Origin of the sequence: Rhizobium sp. R635 (assembly GCF_002211285.1) — a bacterium.
Classification (GTDB): domain Bacteria; phylum Pseudomonadota; class Alphaproteobacteria; order Rhizobiales; family Rhizobiaceae; genus Rhizobium.
Genome location: NZ_LOKX01000035.1, coordinates 33,815 through 48,974, shown reverse-complemented (window position 1 = coordinate 48,974; position 15,160 = coordinate 33,815). Strand labels below are relative to the sequence as shown.

The 15,160-nt window shown below is 61.7% G+C and carries 16 protein-coding genes and 2 riboswitches; of the genes, 6 read left to right on the top strand and 10 right to left on the bottom strand.

Annotated elements, in window-relative coordinates:
- Position 1: 1 nt before the first annotated feature.
- Positions 2–379 (bottom strand): fluoride efflux transporter CrcB, encoded by a 378-nt coding sequence (gene crcB / locus ATY78_RS24730; protein ID WP_088684944.1) that lies wholly within the window; start codon positions 377–379, stop codon positions 2–4.
- A gap of 119 nt (positions 380–498) precedes the next feature.
- On the opposite strand from crcB, the gene ATY78_RS24725 reads away from it, so the two are divergent.
- Entirely contained in the window at positions 499–765 is a 267-nt protein-coding gene (locus ATY78_RS24725; RefSeq protein WP_088684943.1) for a hypothetical protein, read from the top strand.
- A gap of 62 nt (positions 766–827) precedes the next feature.
- Here the strand turns inward: ATY78_RS24725 and ATY78_RS24720 are convergent, their stop codons facing one another.
- Together ATY78_RS24720 and ATY78_RS24715 are read right to left on the bottom strand one after the other, a co-directional pair.
- A complete protein-coding gene (locus tag ATY78_RS24720) occupies positions 828–1,847 on the bottom strand; it encodes a DUF1775 domain-containing protein (protein ID WP_088684942.1) in 1,020 nt (339 codons plus the stop codon).
- A 73-nt stretch (positions 1,848–1,920) separates the two neighbouring features.
- The gene (locus ATY78_RS24715) at positions 1,921–2,301 is read right to left on the bottom strand and encodes a hypothetical protein (RefSeq protein WP_088684941.1); all 381 of its coding nucleotides are present in this window, start codon (positions 2,299–2,301) and stop codon (positions 1,921–1,923) included.
- Between the two features lie 158 nt (positions 2,302–2,459).
- Positions 2,460–2,548, top strand: a riboswitch (glycine riboswitch).
- Positions 2,549–2,551: 3 nt separating this feature from the next.
- A riboswitch (glycine riboswitch) is annotated at positions 2,552–2,632 on the top strand.
- A gap of 77 nt (positions 2,633–2,709) precedes the next feature.
- Here ATY78_RS24715 and gcvT point away from each other — a divergent pair.
- From gcvT to ATY78_RS24690, 5 genes are all read left to right on the top strand, one after another.
- Positions 2,710–3,846 carry a glycine cleavage system aminomethyltransferase GcvT gene (gene gcvT, locus ATY78_RS24710; RefSeq protein ID WP_088684940.1) on the top strand — a complete coding sequence of 379 codons (1,137 nt, stop codon included), beginning with the start codon at positions 2,710–2,712 and terminating at the stop codon, positions 3,844–3,846.
- Positions 3,847–3,873: 27 nt separating this feature from the next.
- Positions 3,874–4,236, top strand: a complete 363-nt coding sequence (gene gcvH / locus ATY78_RS24705) for a glycine cleavage system protein GcvH (RefSeq protein WP_088684939.1) — start codon at positions 3,874–3,876, stop codon at positions 4,234–4,236.
- On the top strand, positions 4,236–7,100 hold the full coding sequence (gcvP, locus tag ATY78_RS24700) for an aminomethyl-transferring glycine dehydrogenase (protein ID WP_088684938.1): 2,865 nt from the start codon (positions 4,236–4,238) through the stop codon (positions 7,098–7,100). Before gcvH ends, gcvP begins: the two co-directional genes overlap by 1 nt.
- A gap of 293 nt (positions 7,101–7,393) precedes the next feature.
- Positions 7,394–8,434, top strand: a complete 1,041-nt coding sequence (locus tag ATY78_RS24695) for a GH25 family lysozyme (protein ID WP_088684937.1) — start codon at positions 7,394–7,396, stop codon at positions 8,432–8,434.
- A 154-nt stretch (positions 8,435–8,588) separates the two neighbouring features.
- Positions 8,589–8,891 carry a flagellar basal body protein gene (locus ATY78_RS24690; protein ID WP_088684936.1) on the top strand — a complete coding sequence of 101 codons (303 nt, stop codon included), beginning with the start codon at positions 8,589–8,591 and terminating at the stop codon, positions 8,889–8,891.
- Between the two features lie 60 nt (positions 8,892–8,951).
- On the opposite strand, the gene sufA is transcribed toward ATY78_RS24690, so the two are convergent.
- The 7 genes from sufA to sufB form a co-directional block, all read right to left on the bottom strand.
- Positions 8,952–9,335 (bottom strand): Fe-S cluster assembly scaffold SufA, encoded by a 384-nt coding sequence (sufA, locus tag ATY78_RS24685; RefSeq protein ID WP_088684935.1) that lies wholly within the window; start codon positions 9,333–9,335, stop codon positions 8,952–8,954.
- A gap of 107 nt (positions 9,336–9,442) precedes the next feature.
- Positions 9,443–9,823, bottom strand: coding sequence for an SUF system Fe-S cluster assembly protein (locus ATY78_RS24680; RefSeq protein ID WP_088684934.1), 381 nt, complete (start codon positions 9,821–9,823; stop codon positions 9,443–9,445).
- 12 nt (positions 9,824–9,835) lie between these two features.
- A complete protein-coding gene (locus tag ATY78_RS24675) occupies positions 9,836–11,077 on the bottom strand; it encodes a cysteine desulfurase (protein WP_088684933.1) in 1,242 nt (413 codons plus the stop codon).
- A 12-nt stretch (positions 11,078–11,089) separates the two neighbouring features.
- Entirely contained in the window at positions 11,090–12,364 is a 1,275-nt protein-coding gene (sufD, locus tag ATY78_RS24670; RefSeq protein ID WP_088684932.1) for a Fe-S cluster assembly protein SufD, read from the bottom strand.
- Positions 12,365–12,388: 24 nt separating this feature from the next.
- The gene (gene sufC, locus ATY78_RS24665; protein ID WP_085737360.1) at positions 12,389–13,144 is read right to left on the bottom strand and encodes a Fe-S cluster assembly ATPase SufC; all 756 of its coding nucleotides are present in this window, start codon (positions 13,142–13,144) and stop codon (positions 12,389–12,391) included.
- A 102-nt stretch (positions 13,145–13,246) separates the two neighbouring features.
- A complete protein-coding gene (locus ATY78_RS24660) occupies positions 13,247–13,588 on the bottom strand; it encodes a GIY-YIG nuclease family protein (protein ID WP_088684931.1) in 342 nt (113 codons plus the stop codon).
- 60 nt (positions 13,589–13,648) lie between these two features.
- Positions 13,649–15,118, bottom strand: coding sequence for a Fe-S cluster assembly protein SufB (gene sufB, locus ATY78_RS24655; protein ID WP_088684930.1), 1,470 nt, complete (start codon positions 15,116–15,118; stop codon positions 13,649–13,651).
- Between the last annotated feature and the right edge of the window lie 42 nt (positions 15,119–15,160).

The window sequence follows — 15,160 nt, the reverse complement described above, 5'->3', positions numbered from 1 at the left end:
ATCAGACCAAAGCGCGCATGATGGCGAGCCCAGCGAACACCGCCGCCATCGAAAGGCCGACGCTGGCTGCGATATAGACACCGCCGGCGACGGTATTGCCGCCCTCGAACAGTGAGATGGCGTCGAGCGAAAAGGCCGAGAAAGTGGTGAAGCCGCCGAGGAAGCCGGTGATGAGCAGCAAGCGCAATTCCATCGAGGCGTTGAACTTTCGCGCAATCAGTTCGGCAAGGACGCCGATGACGAAGCAGCCGACGACATTGACGGCGAGCGTGCCCCAGGGAAAGGCCGGGCCTAGAAGCCTCAGCGTCCATTGGCCGACATAATATCTGAGGACGGAACCGATAGCGCCGCCGACGGCGACGAGCAGAGCCTGGATCATGGGCGGAACATCCGAGTTTGAGAGCGCATTTAATCGTGACGGAATAAATTCTTATAATTCAATAAAATGCCAGTCGTTTTCTTATGCTGGCGCCAAGATCCTGCCGATACTGTGCCGACATGACCCAGCTCCTGTCCATTTCGGCAAGCACCGCCGCCATTGCCCTGGAAACGCTGAGAATACCGCAGCGCGTCGCCACGAGCACCGCCGCGCGCGAGTCGCGTCGTCTCGCCGACCGGCAATTGAAGGCCGAGAGCAGCGAAGGAATCGACGATCCCTCCAGCATCATCCAATCGACCGAAGTGGCACTCGACCTGATGGAGAAGGGCAATCGCCAGCCGCAGGCCGGCCTGAAGCAGGCGCTGCAATCCTACGAGGACGTCTGAGGCCGCAGCCCTTCCAGCGAAAAGCCCGCATCGCGGGCTTTTCTGTCTTAACCTGCCCGTGCTCACTTGCCTTGAGCGGAAAGTACCTGCAGCACCAGGTCGACCTTGCCTGCTTTCTCGAAGGTCAGCGTCACCGGCACCGTATCGCCCTGCTTGAACGGCGTCTTCACCTTCTGGAACATCAGATGCAGGTTGCCGGGCTCGAGCTTGACGGTCTCGCCCGCAGGGATGGCAATGCCGTCCTTCAATTGGCGCATCCGCATGACATTGTCCTTCGTCACCATCTCGTGGATCTGAACCTCGCCCGATGCAGGCGACGACACCGATACCAGGCGGTCATCCGTCTTGCCGTTGTTCGTCACCGTGAAAAAGCCGCCGCCGACCGGCTGGCCGGGCAGCATCGCCTTGGCGAAGGCGCCGGAGATTTCGAGATCGCCGGCCTTCACCGCTTCGCCCGCCGGCGCGGCAGCCGCCATAGCTGACATGTCCATGCCGGGTTTCCCGGTCATGTCCATCCCAGCCATGTCGTCATGGTTGTGGCCATGGTCTTCGCCCTCAACGATCTTCAAGACCGGCGCTGGGCTTTTCAGGCCGTGCGCATCACCGCCTTCTTTCGCGACCTGATCCCACGCCTGGACCGCATCGCCACACATCTGCGTCACCGGAAAGGCGAGCGAGGTGCCGGCCTCGATACCGGAAACCTTCCCCTGGATGACGAAGGTGTCGTAGAAATCGTCGGAGAGATTGCCGTTCTTCCAACGGATCTCGACCGTGCCTGTTTTCACCTTGTCGCCGTGATTGTCGTAGGTCTTCTGGTAATCGCCCTTAATCACCTCGAGCTCCCAGCCGGCCTTCGGCTGCGGCTTGGCGAAGACGAAGCCTTCCGGCAGCTTGACCCGCACTTCCGTGGTTGCCTTGCCGTCGCAACCATGCGGCACCTGCAGCGTCGCGAGAATGGTGCTCTCCTGCGTCGCCTGCTTGTCGAGGAAGCTCACATGGGCCTCGGCACTGGCAATGGCGGCGGCGGAAAGAAGAGCGGCAAGCCCCAAAGTCTTGATAGTCTGCGTCTTGATCGTTTTCATCGGATATCTCCTCGCCGGCCGCAGCACTTCTCTCAGGCGGACCGGCATGTTGCATTCAGATTGCGGAGGAAGATCAGACGGGGATGGGAGGCGCGCGGGAATTTGCCCGGCTGACGGCGCTGGCGCCGGCTATCGCGGCGGTCTCATTGGGCGCGTTGTTCAGCGAGGCGAGTTTGCGCGCGAGCCAGGAGCCCGCATCCGGCATCGGCAGGATGACCGAGGCCGAAAGCCGGCAAGCTTCGCAATTGGGCTTGAAGGCGACGGTCTTGCCGTCGTCGTCCTTTACCGTCACGCAGAGGGAGGCAAAGCTGCCGTCCGGCAGCATATAGGCGGCTGCGTCATAACCTTCGGAAGCGACAGCCTGCGGCGCCTGATGGGCAAAGCCGAGAAAAAGCAGGCTCAATGCGCAAAGCATGCGCAGGAAGAGCGTCGCTTTCAGTCCGGTCCGCCGCATGAGATCCCCTTCAACAGCATGTCGCGATAGCCGGTTTCCCTGCCGAATGCAAAAGCAGATTTGCCGCAGGTTGCCGCCGTTCCCTGACTATGGCGACAAAAATTTGTCAGGTCACGACATTTGGTCTTGCCAAGCGCCTAGCCCGCCGGATAATTGCGCCAACCATGTTGGGAGAATCCGGTGCTTTCGCCACCGGTGCCGAAGGAGCAACCGCCCCGGAAACTCTCAGGCAAAAGGACCAGCAAGGGGCAGACGGAACTCTGGAGAGAAGCGTTCTCGAAACGCTCGCCGAAGGGATAACAATCTCAGGCAAAGGGACAGAGGGGGCTCAGGAGAGAAGTGCGCAGCCGCGCCCTTCAGATTTGAGCCCGCGCCTTCGTGAAAAGGCGCAAACCCCGGAGGCGTCTTTTGGACGATACTGCTGCCCTGAAGAAAACCCCGCTGCATGCCCTGCATCTTTCGCTCGGCGCCCGCATGGTGCCGTTCGCGGGCTATGACATGCCGGTGCAATATCCAGCCGGCGTCATGAAGGAACATCTTCAAACCCGCACCGCAGCCGGCATCTTCGATGTCTCTCACATGGGCCAAGTCATCGTGAAGGCGAAATCCGGCAGCTACGAGGATGCCGCCCTGGCGCTGGAAAGCCTGGTCCCCGTCGATATCCTCGGCCTTGCCGAAGGCCGCCAGCGTTACGGCTTCTTCACCGACGAGACCGGCGGCATTCTCGACGACCTGATGATCACCCATCTCGACAACCATCTGTTCGTCGTCGTCAATGCTGCCTGCAAGGAGGCAGATCTCCTCCATCTGCAGACCCATATCGGCGACCGGTGCGACATCACCCTGTTGGACCGCTCCCTGATCGCGCTGCAGGGACCGCGCGCCGTCGAGGTTCTGGCGGAACTCTGGGCCGATGTGGCGGCAATGAAATTCATGGACGTGCGCCACTGCCGCCTGCACGATGTTTCCTGTCTGGTCTCGCGCTCGGGCTACAGCGGCGAGGACGGCTTCGAAATCTCGGTTCCATCGGACAAGGCCGTGGATGTCACCATGCGGTTGCTCGAGCATCCCGACGTCCAGGCGATCGGCCTCGGCGCCCGCGATTCCCTGCGCCTGGAAGCCGGGCTCTGCCTTTATGGCAACGATATCGACACCACCACCTCGCCGGTCGAGGCAGCCCTCGAATGGGCCATGCAGAAGGCGCGGCGCGCGGGTGGCGCACGCGCCGGCGGTTTCCCCGGCTCCGGCCGCATCCTCTCCGAACTCGAAAACGGCGCCGCCCGCCGCCGCGTCGGCTTGAAGCCGGAAGGCAAGGCGCCGGTGCGCGGCCATGCCAAGCTTTATGCCGATGCCGAGGGCACGGTCGAAGTCGGCGAAGTCACATCAGGCGGCTTCGGCCCCTCCGTCGAAGGCCCCGTCGCCATGGGCTACGTGCCTGTTTCCCATTCCGCGGTGGGAACCCTTGTCTATGCAGAGGTACGCGGCAAGTTCCTGCCCGTCACCGTCTCCGCCCTGCCCTTCGTTACGCCGACCTACAAACGCTGAAACCCTGTTTTCCGAGAGGATATTTCCATGCTGAAATTTACCGCTGAACATGAATGGCTCCAGCTTGACGGCGATGTCGCAACCGTCGGCATCACCTCCTTTGCCGTCGAACAGTTGGGCGACCTCGTTTTCGTCGAACTGCCCGAAGTCGGCAAGAGCTTCGCCAAGAACGACGACGCAGCAACCGTCGAATCCGTCAAGGCCGCCTCCGAGGTCTATTGTCCGCTCGACGGCGAGATCACCGAGGTCAACGAGGCGATCGTCGCCGATCCTTCCCTCATCAACTCCGATCCGCAGGGCGCCGGCTGGTTCTTCAAGCTGAAGCTCAAGAACCCCGCCGATGCCGATGGCCTGCTCGACGAGGCCGCCTACAAGGAGCTCATCGCGTAATGACGACGCCGACCGAATTCCAGTTCACCGACTACCAGCCCTACGATTTCGCCAATCGCCGTCATATCGGCCCCTCGCCGTCCGAAATGACCGATATGCTGAAGGTGATCGGCTATAACAGCCTCGACGGGTTGATCGACGCGACGCTGCCGCCCGCCATCCGTCAGAAGGCGCCGCTCGTCTGGGGCGCGCCGATGACCGAGCGCGAGGCGCTCGACAAGCTGCGCGAAACCGCCAACAAGAACAAGGTGCTGGTCTCGCTGATCGGCCAGGGTTACTACGGCACGATCACCCCGCCTGTCATTCAGCGCAATATTTTGGAAAACCCCGCCTGGTACACGGCCTACACACCCTACCAGCCGGAGATCAGCCAGGGCCGCCTGGAAGCGCTGCTGAATTACCAGACGATGATCTCGGACCTCACGGGTCTCGACGTCGCCAATGCCTCGCTGCTCGACGAGGCGACCGCCGCCGCCGAAGGCATGGCCATGGCCGAGCGCGTCTCCAAGTCGAAGGCGAAGGCCTTCTTCGTCGATGCCGACTGCCATCCGCAGACCATCGCCCTCATCCGCACCCGCGCCGAGCCGCTCGGCTGGAGCGTCATCGTCGGCAATCCCTTCACCGATCTCGATCCGGTCGACGTCTTCGGTGCGATCTTCCAGTATCCCGGCACGCACGGCCATGTGCATGATTTCACCGGCCTGATCGCGCGGCTGCACCAGGCCGGCGCCATAGCAGTCGTCGCCGCCGATATTCTCGCGCTAACGCTGCTGAAATCGCCCGGCGAAATGGGCGCCGACATTGCCATCGGCTCCTCGCAGCGTTTCGGCGTCCCGGTCGGTTACGGCGGCCCGCATGCGGCCTATATGGCTGTGAAAGATGCCATCAAGCGCTCCATGCCGGGCCGTCTCGTCGGCGTGTCCGTCGATGCCCGCGGCAACCGCGCCTATCGCTTGTCTCTGCAAACCCGCGAACAGCATATCCGCCGCGAAAAGGCGACCTCGAACATCTGCACCGCCCAGGTTCTGCTCGCCGTCATGGCCTCCATGTACGCGGTCTTCCATGGCCCGAAGGGTATCAAGGCGATCGCCCAGCAGGTCCACCAGAAGGCCGTGCTGATGGCCAAGGGCCTGGAAAAACTCGGCTATAAGGTCGAGCCGGAAAGCTTCTTCGATACGATCACCGTCGATGTCGGCCATATGCAGGGCCTCATCCTGCGCGCTGCCGTCGCCGAAGGGGTCAATCTGCGCAAGGTCGGCGAGACGAAGATCGGCATGTCGCTCGACGAGCGCACACGGCCTGCAACGCTGGAAGCCGTCTGGCGCGCCTTCGGCGGCAATTTCGCCATTGCCGATTTCGAGCCCTCCTACCGGCTGCCCGGGGATTTGCTGCGCACCAGCGACTATCTCTCGCATCCGATCTTCCACATGAACCGCGCCGAAAGCGAGATGACGCGCTACATCCGCCGGCTCTCCGACCGCGACTTGGCGCTCGACCGCGCCATGATCCCGCTCGGCTCCTGCACGATGAAGCTCAATGCGACGGCGGAAATGCTGCCGATCACATGGCCGGAGTTTTCCGACATTCATCCTTTCGTGCCGGCCGACCAGGCGCTCGGTTATCGCGAGATGATCGACGATCTCACGGAGAAGCTCTGCGCCGTTACCGGTTACGACGCCTTTTCGATGCAGCCGAATTCCGGCGCGCAGGGCGAATATGCCGGCCTGCTGACGATCCGCAACTACCACATCGCCAACGGCGACGGCCATCGCGACGTCTGCCTGATCCCGACCTCGGCGCACGGCACCAACCCGGCCTCGGCCCAGATGGTCGGCATGAAGGTGGTGGTCGTCAAGGTGCGCGAGAACGGCGACATCGACATGGACGATTTCCGCGCCAAGGCTGAGGAGCATGCGGCCAATCTCTCCTGCTGCATGATCACCTATCCCTCGACGCACGGCGTCTTCGAAGAAACGGTCAAGGAAATCTGCGACCTCGTGCATGTCAATGGCGGCCAGGTCTATCTCGACGGCGCCAACATGAACGCCATGGTCGGCCTGTCCCGCCCCGGTGACATCGGCTCCGACGTGTCTCATCTCAACCTGCACAAGACCTTCTGCATCCCGCATGGCGGCGGCGGCCCCGGCATGGGCCCGATCGGCGTCAAGGCGCATCTGGCGCCCCACCTGCCCGGCCACCCGGAAACCGATGGCCGGTCGGGCGCGGTTTCGGCCGCCGCTTTCGGCTCGGCTTCGATCCTGCCGATCTCCTGGAGCTACTGCCTGATGATGGGCGGCGAAGGCCTGACCCAGGCGACCAAGGTGGCGATCCTCAACGCCAACTACATCGCCGCCCGGCTGAAGGGCGCCTATGACGTGCTCTACAAGTCGAAGACCGGCCGCGTCGCGCATGAATGCATCATCGACACCCGCCCGCTGGTCGACAGCGCAGGCGTCACCGTCGACGACGTCGCCAAACGCCTGATCGATTGCGGTTTCCATGCGCCGACCATGAGCTGGCCGGTCGCCGGAACGCTGATGATCGAGCCGACGGAAAGCGAGACCAAGGCTGAGATCGACCGCTTCTGCGAGGCGATGCTGGCGATCCGCGAGGAAGCCCGCGCCATCGAGGAAGGCCGCATGGACAAGCTCGACAATCCGCTGAAAAACGCCCCGCATACGGTGGAAGACCTCGTCGGCGAATGGAACCGGCCCTACAGCCGGGAACAGGCCTGCTTCCCGCCCGGCGCCTTCCGCGTCGACAAATACTGGTCTCCGGTCAACCGCGTCGACAACGTCTACGGCGACCGCAACCTCATCTGCACCTGCCCGCCGGTGGAAAGCTATGCGGAGGCTGCGGAGTAACATTCGGCAAACCCCTCCCACAATTTGGGAGGGATTTCAGCTTGTTGATGACTTCGTCCTCGTTTTTGTGCCGAGGATCTGCTGCGTATTGATCGCCGACGCTTGCCCCTCATCCGGCTGCCGCCACCTTCTCCCCGTTCTAACGGGGAGACGGTTAGGGTGAGGGGCAGCTACTTCACGGCACAAGGTTCAAATTTAACCTTTCTTAGCAAGTCTCTGTTAGCAATTCAAAATGGGCGATTTTTCTCCGGTAGGAATGTTGCCATCGATCTTTGTTTTGCGTGCAGGTTCTCATGCGTCCATCGGCTGTACCAGCAATTCTCCTCGCCGCCCTGATCCTGTCGGGATGCTCAACGAGCTCCGGCGCCGAAGATGTGCTCACCCCTGTGGCGTCGTCGGAAACCACCAATGCCATCGCTAAGCCGAGCGGCCCGATACCGGCTGCGGCCGTGGGCGATCCCGCGCCACAAACCAGCCCGCGGCAGGAAGCGCTGAGCTGGACCGGACCTGTTCCGGAGCCGCAGGCCCTCGTGCCGGCCAACGGGGCCGTCGGCATGCCGATGCCGACGGAAAGGCCGGTCGCGATGCTCATGCCTGAGAATCCGGGGATCGACCCGGATGCGGGCCCGAAATCCCCGACGCGCTCGCGCATTTATGGCCACCGTTTCCGTGATGCCAAGCCGATCAACTTCGGCAGGACTTCGCCGAGAAAGCTTGCCGTACATGGCGTCGACGTGTCGCGCTGGCAGGGCGAGATCGATTGGGAGACGCTGCGGCAGCAGGGAGCCAACTTCGTCTACATCAAGGCGACGGACGGCGGCGATCACCTCGATCCGATGTTCAAGAAGAACTGGCGCCGCGCCAGGGAAGCCGGCCTGAAGCACGGCGCCTATCACTTCTTCTACTGGTGCCGGACAGCCGGCGAACAGGCCGACTGGTTCATCCGCAACGTTCCAAGGGAAGCCAACGCGCTTCCGCCCGTCATCGATGTCGAATGGAACGGTGAGTCGAGCTGCAGCCAAAGAATCTCCCGCAAGCGCGTTCTGGAGAAGATGCAGGTGTTCCTGGACAAGGTGGAACGCCACTATGGCCAGCGCCCGATCATCTACACCGCACCGGACTTCTACCGCGACAATCTGAAGGGCGAACTGCTCAATTATCCCTTCTGGCTGCGCTCGGTCGCCGCCCACCCCTCCAAGGTCTATCCCGGCCGCAAGTGGGTCTTCTGGCAGTATTCCGGCTCCGGCCTCTCCGACGGCGTCGACGGCAAGATCGACCTCAATGTCTTCAACGGCAACGAAAGCGACTGGCACGACTGGGTGGCGTCGCGATAGGAAGCCGCCGCGCGCCAGCCACCTTCCCGTTTCAGTTCGGAACAGGTGCGCAGCACGATGCGCGCGCCGATAGGTCTTTGCTAACGCAACGCTTTCAGCATTCCCTAAGCCATAGCGGGTAAAAGCGTTCTATTCAGATCTGGAGACACGGCTGATGAGCATATCCGGCATCACCAACATTGCTCTTTCGGGAATGCAGGCGCAGACGACGCGGGTAAGCGCGATTGCCAACAATATCGCAAACAGCGGCACGCCGGGCTATGCCAAGCTGAACACCAGCCTCACCTCCACCGTATCAGGCGTCCAGGCCATCGTCAGCCCGACGGATTCGGATGTCGATCCCGCTACCGAACTGACGGACCTGATCGACGCCGAGCAGAGCTACAAGGCAAATGCCGTGGTCTTCGAGACCGGCGCCGACATGTGGGAAATGCTCATGAGCATCAAGCGCGACTGAGCACACCGGTTCTTCACCAGCGATTAGTGGCAGAGAATTTTCCGTTGATCTGGACGGCCGTCAGGAGTGCGCCGGCTCGCTCTGGCGCTGTGCGGCGAGATCGGCGGGCTTCAGTTCGACGGATTCGCCACAGCCGCAGGCCGATGTCTGGTTCGGATTGGTAAAGGTGAAGCCGGAGCGCAGCGTCGTCTGCTCGAAGCCCATTTCGGTGCCGAGCAGATAGAGCACGGCCGAAGGTTCGACCCAGACCCTGGCGCCCTCGTGCTCGATCAGGTCGTCCTTGGCATTCGGCTCGGTCACGAGGTCGATGGTATATTCCATCCCGGCGCAGCCGCCCTTCTTGATGCCGACGCGAATGCCCTTGGCTTCCGGCCCGGAATTCTCGACGATCGCCTTGACGCGGGCCGCAGCCCCATCCGTCATGCTCATCACTGCAAAGCCCATCGGCTTTTTCTCCTTCCGCAACCGGGGTCAAGATCCGGCGCTTCGTGATTCAAAATGTAGTCGTCCGAGGTAAACGGATCAATACCTCGGCACTGGACCAGGGCCACTCAGTACCAGCCGACGGCAACCTGCGCCTCTTCCGACATACGGTCCGGCGTCCACGGCGGGTCGAAGGTCATTTCGACTTCGACGCCCGACACGCCCTCGACGGCCCCGACGGCATTTTCGACCCAGCCTGGCATCTCGCCGGCGACCGGGCAGCCGGGCGCGGTCAGCGTCATCATGATCTTCACCATCCGGTCGTCCTCGATGTCGATCTTGTAGATCAGACCAAGTTCGAAGATATCGGCCGGGATTTCCGGGTCGTAGACGGTCTTCAGCGCGCTGATGACGTCGTCGCTGAGCCGCGCCAGTTCCTCGGCCGGGATACTCGAATGCACGATGCCTTCGCGCACGTCGATCTTCTGTTCGCTTTCGTCCAGGCTCATTACGGACACTCCTCAGGCAAAGAACTTGCGCGCATATTCAAGCGCATCGGCCAGCGCATCGACCTCGGCGCGGGTATTGTACATGCCGAACGATGCTCGGCATGTGGAGGTGACGCCGAAGCGTTTCAAGAGCGGCATGGCGCAATGCGTGCCGGCCCGCACCGCGACCCCCTGCCGGTCGATCACCATCGAAACGTCATGGGCATGGATGCCGGCGAGTTCGAAGGAGAAGATGCTCCCCTTCTCGGGCGCCGTCCCGAACATCCGCAGCGAATTGACCGATCTGAGGCGCTCGGCCGCGTAAGCCGCAAGATCGGCCTCATGGCGGGCAATCGCCTCCCGGCCGACCTTCTCCATATAGTCGAGCGCGTAGCCGAGCCCGATCGCCTGGACGATCGGCGGCGTGCCGGCCTCGAAGCGATGCGGCGGGTCGTTGTAGGTGACGGCGTCCTCGGCGACCTCGAAGATCATCTCGCCGCCGCCCTGGAAGGGGCGCATCTGGGAGAGCCGTTCCTTCTTGCCGTAGAGCACACCGATGCCCGACGGACCGTAGAGTTTGTGCCCGGTCATCACGTACCAGTCGCAATCGATGTCCTGCACGTCGACGGGCAGATGCACGGCACCCTGGCTGCCGTCGATCAGCACGGGAATGCCACGTTCGTGAGCGATGCGGCAGACCTCCTTGACGGGAACGATCGTACCGAGCGCATTCGACATATGAGTGATGGCGACCAGCTTGGTTCGCTCCGTCAGGCTCTTCTCGAAATCCTCGATATGGAGGGCGCCTTCATCGTCGACGGGAACCCAGACGAGCTTGGCGCCCTGCCGTTCGCGGATGAAGTGCCACGGCACGATGTTGGAATGGTGCTCCATGATCGTCAGAACGATCTCGTCACCCTCGCCGATCTTGGGCATGCCCCAGCCATAAGCGACGGTGTTGATCGCCTCCGTCGAATTCTTGGTGAAGACGATGTCGTTGACCGAAGGCGCATTGAGGAAACGGCGGACCTTCTCGCGCGCCGCCTCGTAGGCATCGGTTGCGGCATTCGAGAGGTAGTGGAGGCCGCGATGCACATTGGCATATTCATGTGAATAGGCATGCGAAATGGCGTCGATCACCACCTGCGGCTTCTGCGCCGACGCGCCGTTGTCGAGATAGACCAGCGGCTTGCCGTGCACCTTCTCCGCCAGGATCGGGAAATCCCGGCGGATGGCTTCGACGTCGTATTCAGTGGCCGCTGCTATCTTGTCCATCGATATATCCGATCAGGCGTGCTTTTCGAGCCAGGCCGAAATCACGCTTTCCAGCGCTTCGACCAAGGCTTCGTCTTCCAGTTCCTCGACGATTTCGGCGACGAAGGCATTGACGAGCATCGCCCGCGCCTTGTTCTCCGGAATACCGCGCGCCATCAGGTAGTAGAGATGGTTGGCGTCGATATCGGTCACTGTCGCGCCGTGGCCGCACTGCACGTCGTCGGCGAAGATTTCGAGCTCGGGCTTGACCGAAAACTCGGCATCGTCGGACATCAGCAGCGTATTGCAGGCCATCTTGGCGTCGGTCTTCTGCGCATCGGGCGCGACCCGGATCATGCCCTGGAAGACACCCTTGGCACGGTCGAAGACAACGTTGCGGATCACCTCGGTCGAGCCGGTATGCGGCACGTCATGGCCGAGCACCATCGTCACGTCGGTGTGGCTTTCGGCTCCGAGCAGGTTGATGCCGCGCAGCGTCAGATCGGCACCCTCGCCCGTCACCTTGATGTGTAGCTCCTGGCGCACCAGCTTACCGCCCGCATTGATGACGAACAGGCGGAGCTTGGCGTTGGTGCCGAGATCGACGCGGATCTGGCCGAGATGCGTATCCTCGGCGCCCTGCTGCTGCAGGATGATCCAGGTCAGCTCCGTGCCCTCGCCGACCGTGATGTCACTGATGTGGGACACCAGCGCTGAATCGCCGGTCACCGCACGGTGACGCTCGATGACGGTCGCCTTGACGTTGGCGCCGAAGGAAACGGGAAGGCGCGTATGCGTCTGGCCGCCGGCGTGAACGAACTGGATTTCAAGCGGGTTTTCGAGCTCGGTATCGGCTGGCACATCCACGACATAGCCGTCGCGCACGAAGCTGCCATTGATGCGGCCGATCGCGTCGTCGCTGCCGAGAGCATCGAGCCTTTCCGCGGCGGAGCCGTCGAGCAGACGTTCGGAATAGGTCGAAATGCCGAGGCCGGCGGCAGCGGCCTTCTGGTTGGAATGGCCCTGGATCACCGCCAGCACGGCGGAATCGGCAACGAGCGGCTCCAGAGCCTCGGAGCCGGCATCACCGGCCTGCGGCGGAACGGTGCGCAGAAGATTCTTGAGGTCGGTATAATGCCACGCTTCGATGCGGCGCGTCGGCAGGCCGGCTTGCTTGAGGTCGTCGAGAAGCCGGTCGCGCAACGCCGTCACCGCGCCGTTGCCCGGCAGATCGCCGATCTGCTGGTTGAAGGCTTCGATCAGCGCCGCTTCGGCCACGGTCAGGCGGCTCGTCGTCTGCATGTTCATGGACGTCGTCCTTTCCACCCGAACTCAGGCCGCCGCGCCGATGATGTCGGCGTAACCATTGGCTTCCAGCTCATGCGCCAGCGTCTTGTCGCCCGACTTGATCACCTGGCCCTTGTAGAGAACGTGGACGGTATCAGGCACGATGTAATCGAGCAGGCGCTGGTAGTGGGTGATGACGACGACGGCGCGATCCGGAGAACGCAGCGCGTTGACGCCATCGGCGACGATCTTCAGCGCGTCGATATCGAGGCCGGAATCGGTTTCGTCGAGCACGCAGAGCTTCGGCTCGAGCAGCGCCATCTGCAGGATCTCGGCGCGCTTCTTTTCCCCGCCGGAGAAGCCGACGTTGAGCGGGCGCTTCAGCATTTCGGTGTTGATCTGCAGCTTGGCCGCAGCTTCCTTGACGCGGCGCATGAAATCCGGCGTCGTCAGCTCGTCCTCGCCGCGCGCCTTGCGCTGCTCGTTCATCGCCACCTTCAGGAACTGCATGGTGGCGACGCCCGGGATTTCGACCGGATACTGGAAAGCGAGGAAGATGCCCTTGGCAGCGCGTTCGGCCGGATCGAGCTCGAGAATGCTCTCACCGTTATAGAGGATGTCGCCTTCGGTCACTTCATAGTCTTCGCGGCCGGACAGCACATAGGAGAGCGTCGACTTGCCGGAGCCGTTCGGCCCCATGATCGCGGCGACTTCGCCGGCCTTAACCGTCAGGTTCAGGCCACGGATGATCTCGGTGCCGTCTTCGGCGATGCGAGCATGGAGGTTTCTGATTTCAAGCATTTCGTTCTTCCTGTTCATAAAGCGGGTTCAAGTGCCGCCCAATTGACCATTCTTACCGGTCTCGATCCGTCATCCTCGGGCTTGTCCCGAGGATCTAAACCCTCAATTGTAGTTGCTCCACTCCCGCGTATTCGGATGCGGCCGATAGACATTCTCGATTTCGTCGATGCGCTCGTAGAGGTCCATCCAGGTCGGATTGAGCTCCTCGACGAGCTTCATTTTCCATTCGCGCAAATAGCGCTTCAGCGACTTCTCTCGCTGGATCGCCAACACAATGTTGGGATGATACTCAAACCAGACGAGGTTTTTCGCTCTGTATTTCTCCGTAAAACCCTTATGGATTTCGCTGCGGTGTTCCCATATTCGCCCTTGCAGATCGCTGGTGACGCCAGTGTAAATTACACCTCTTGGTTTGTCGGACATCATGTAGACAAACCCGCTCATCCCATCCTCCGCAGACGTGCTTAGATCCTCGGGACAAGCCCGAGGATGACGGAAAACCGCTTAGCCAACACTCCCTTCCAGCGAAATGCTAATCAGCTTCTGCGCCTCGACGGCGAATTCCATTGGCAGCTCCTGCAGGACTTCCTTGACGAAGCCGTTGACGATCAGCGCGATCGCCGCTTCGGTGGGGATGCCGCGCTGCAGGCAGTAGAACAGCTGGTCCTCGGAGATTTTCGAGGTCGTCGCTTCATGTTCGAACTGCGCCGTCGAATTCTTCGCCTCGATGTAGGGCACGGTATGAGCGCCGCACTTGTCGCCGATCAGGAGCGAATCGCACTGGGTAAAGTTGCGCGCGTTCGATGCCTTGCGATGAGCCGAAACCTGGCCGCGATAGGTGTTGTTGGAAACACCGGCCGCAATACCCTTGGAGACGATGCGGCTCGACGTGTTCTTGCCGAGATGGATCATCTTGGTGCCGCTGTCGATCTGCTGATGGCCGTTCGACACGGCGATCGAGTAGAATTCGCCGCGGCTGTCGTCGCCGCGCAGGATGCAGGACGGGTACTTCCAGGTGATCGCCGAGCCGGTTTCGACCTGCGTCCAGGAAATCTTCGAGCGGTCGCCGCGGCAATCGCCGCGCTTGGTGACGAAGTTGTAGATACCGCCCTTGCCTTCCTTGTCGCCCGGATACCAGTTCTGGACGGTGGAATATTTGATCTCGGCATCGTCGAGCGCCACGAGCTCGACCACGGCTGCGTGCAGCTGGTTTTCGTCGCGCTGCGGCGCCGTGCAGCCTTCGAGATAAGAGACGTAGGCGCCCTCTTCCGCGATGATCAGCGTGCGCTCGAACTGGCCGGTGCCCTTTTCGTTGATGCGGAAATAGGTGGAAAGCTCCATCGGGCAGCGAACGCCCTTCGGCACGAAGACGAAGGAACCGTCGGTGAAGACAGCCGAATTCAGCGTAGCGTAATAATTGTCCGAGGTCGGCACGACCGAGCCGAGATATTTCCGCACGAGATCGGGATGCTCGCGGATCGCTTCCGAGATCGACATGAAGATCACGCCGGCCTTCTTCAGCTCCGCCTTGAAGGTGGTGACGACCGAGACGCTGTCGAAGACGGCGTCGACGGCGATCTTCGGCTTCTCGACGCCGGCGAGGATCTCCTGTTCGCGCAGCGGAATGCCGAGCTTTTCATAGACCTTGAGCAGTTCCGGATCGACTTCGTCGAGCGACTTCGGGCCTGGCGTGCTCTTCGGCGCGGCGTAATAATGGATGTCGTTGAAATCGATCTTCGGATAATCGACGCGCGCCCAGGTCGGCTCTTCCAGCGTCAGCCAGCGCCGGTAGGCTTCCAGGCGCCATTCCAGCATCCATTCCGGCTCCTGCTTCTTGGCCGAAATGAAACGGATGATATCCTCGGACAGGCCTTTCGGCGCCTTGTCCATCTCGATGACGGTCTCGAAACCGTATTTGTACTGGTCCACATCGATCAGGCGTACCTGGTCGATCGTTTCCTGCACGGCAGCCATTTCATTCTCCAATCTCGCCGGATACAAGGTCCGGCAGCTTGT

Excerpts from the sequence above, each read along its gene's own strand:
- crcB (WP_088684944.1), bottom strand. The coding sequence starts at position 379 with ATGATCCAGGCTCTGCTCGTCGCCGTCGGCGGCGCTATCGGTTCCGTC.
- ATY78_RS24725 (WP_088684943.1), top strand. The coding sequence starts at position 499 with ATGACCCAGCTCCTGTCCATTTCGGCAAGCACCGCCGCCATTGCCCTG.
- ATY78_RS24720 (WP_088684942.1), bottom strand. The coding sequence starts at position 1,847 with ATGAAAACGATCAAGACGCAGACTATCAAGACTTTGGGGCTTGCCGCT.
- ATY78_RS24715 (WP_088684941.1), bottom strand. The coding sequence starts at position 2,301 with ATGCGGCGGACCGGACTGAAAGCGACGCTCTTCCTGCGCATGCTTTGC.
- gcvH (WP_088684939.1), top strand. The coding sequence starts at position 3,874 with ATGCTGAAATTTACCGCTGAACATGAATGGCTCCAGCTTGACGGCGAT.
- gcvP (WP_088684938.1), top strand. The coding sequence starts at position 4,236 with ATGACGACGCCGACCGAATTCCAGTTCACCGACTACCAGCCCTACGAT.
- ATY78_RS24695 (WP_088684937.1), top strand. The coding sequence starts at position 7,394 with ATGCGTCCATCGGCTGTACCAGCAATTCTCCTCGCCGCCCTGATCCTG.
- ATY78_RS24690 (WP_088684936.1), top strand. The coding sequence starts at position 8,589 with ATGAGCATATCCGGCATCACCAACATTGCTCTTTCGGGAATGCAGGCG.
- sufA (WP_088684935.1), bottom strand. The coding sequence starts at position 9,335 with ATGGGCTTTGCAGTGATGAGCATGACGGATGGGGCTGCGGCCCGCGTC.
- ATY78_RS24680 (WP_088684934.1), bottom strand. The coding sequence starts at position 9,823 with ATGAGCCTGGACGAAAGCGAACAGAAGATCGACGTGCGCGAAGGCATC.
- ATY78_RS24675 (WP_088684933.1), bottom strand. The coding sequence starts at position 11,077 with ATGGACAAGATAGCAGCGGCCACTGAATACGACGTCGAAGCCATCCGC.
- sufD (WP_088684932.1), bottom strand. The coding sequence starts at position 12,364 with ATGAACATGCAGACGACGAGCCGCCTGACCGTGGCCGAAGCGGCGCTG.
- sufC (WP_085737360.1), bottom strand. The coding sequence starts at position 13,144 with ATGCTTGAAATCAGAAACCTCCATGCTCGCATCGCCGAAGACGGCACC.
- ATY78_RS24660 (WP_088684931.1), bottom strand. The coding sequence starts at position 13,588 with ATGAGCGGGTTTGTCTACATGATGTCCGACAAACCAAGAGGTGTAATT.
- sufB (WP_088684930.1), bottom strand. The coding sequence starts at position 15,118 with ATGGCTGCCGTGCAGGAAACGATCGACCAGGTACGCCTGATCGATGTG.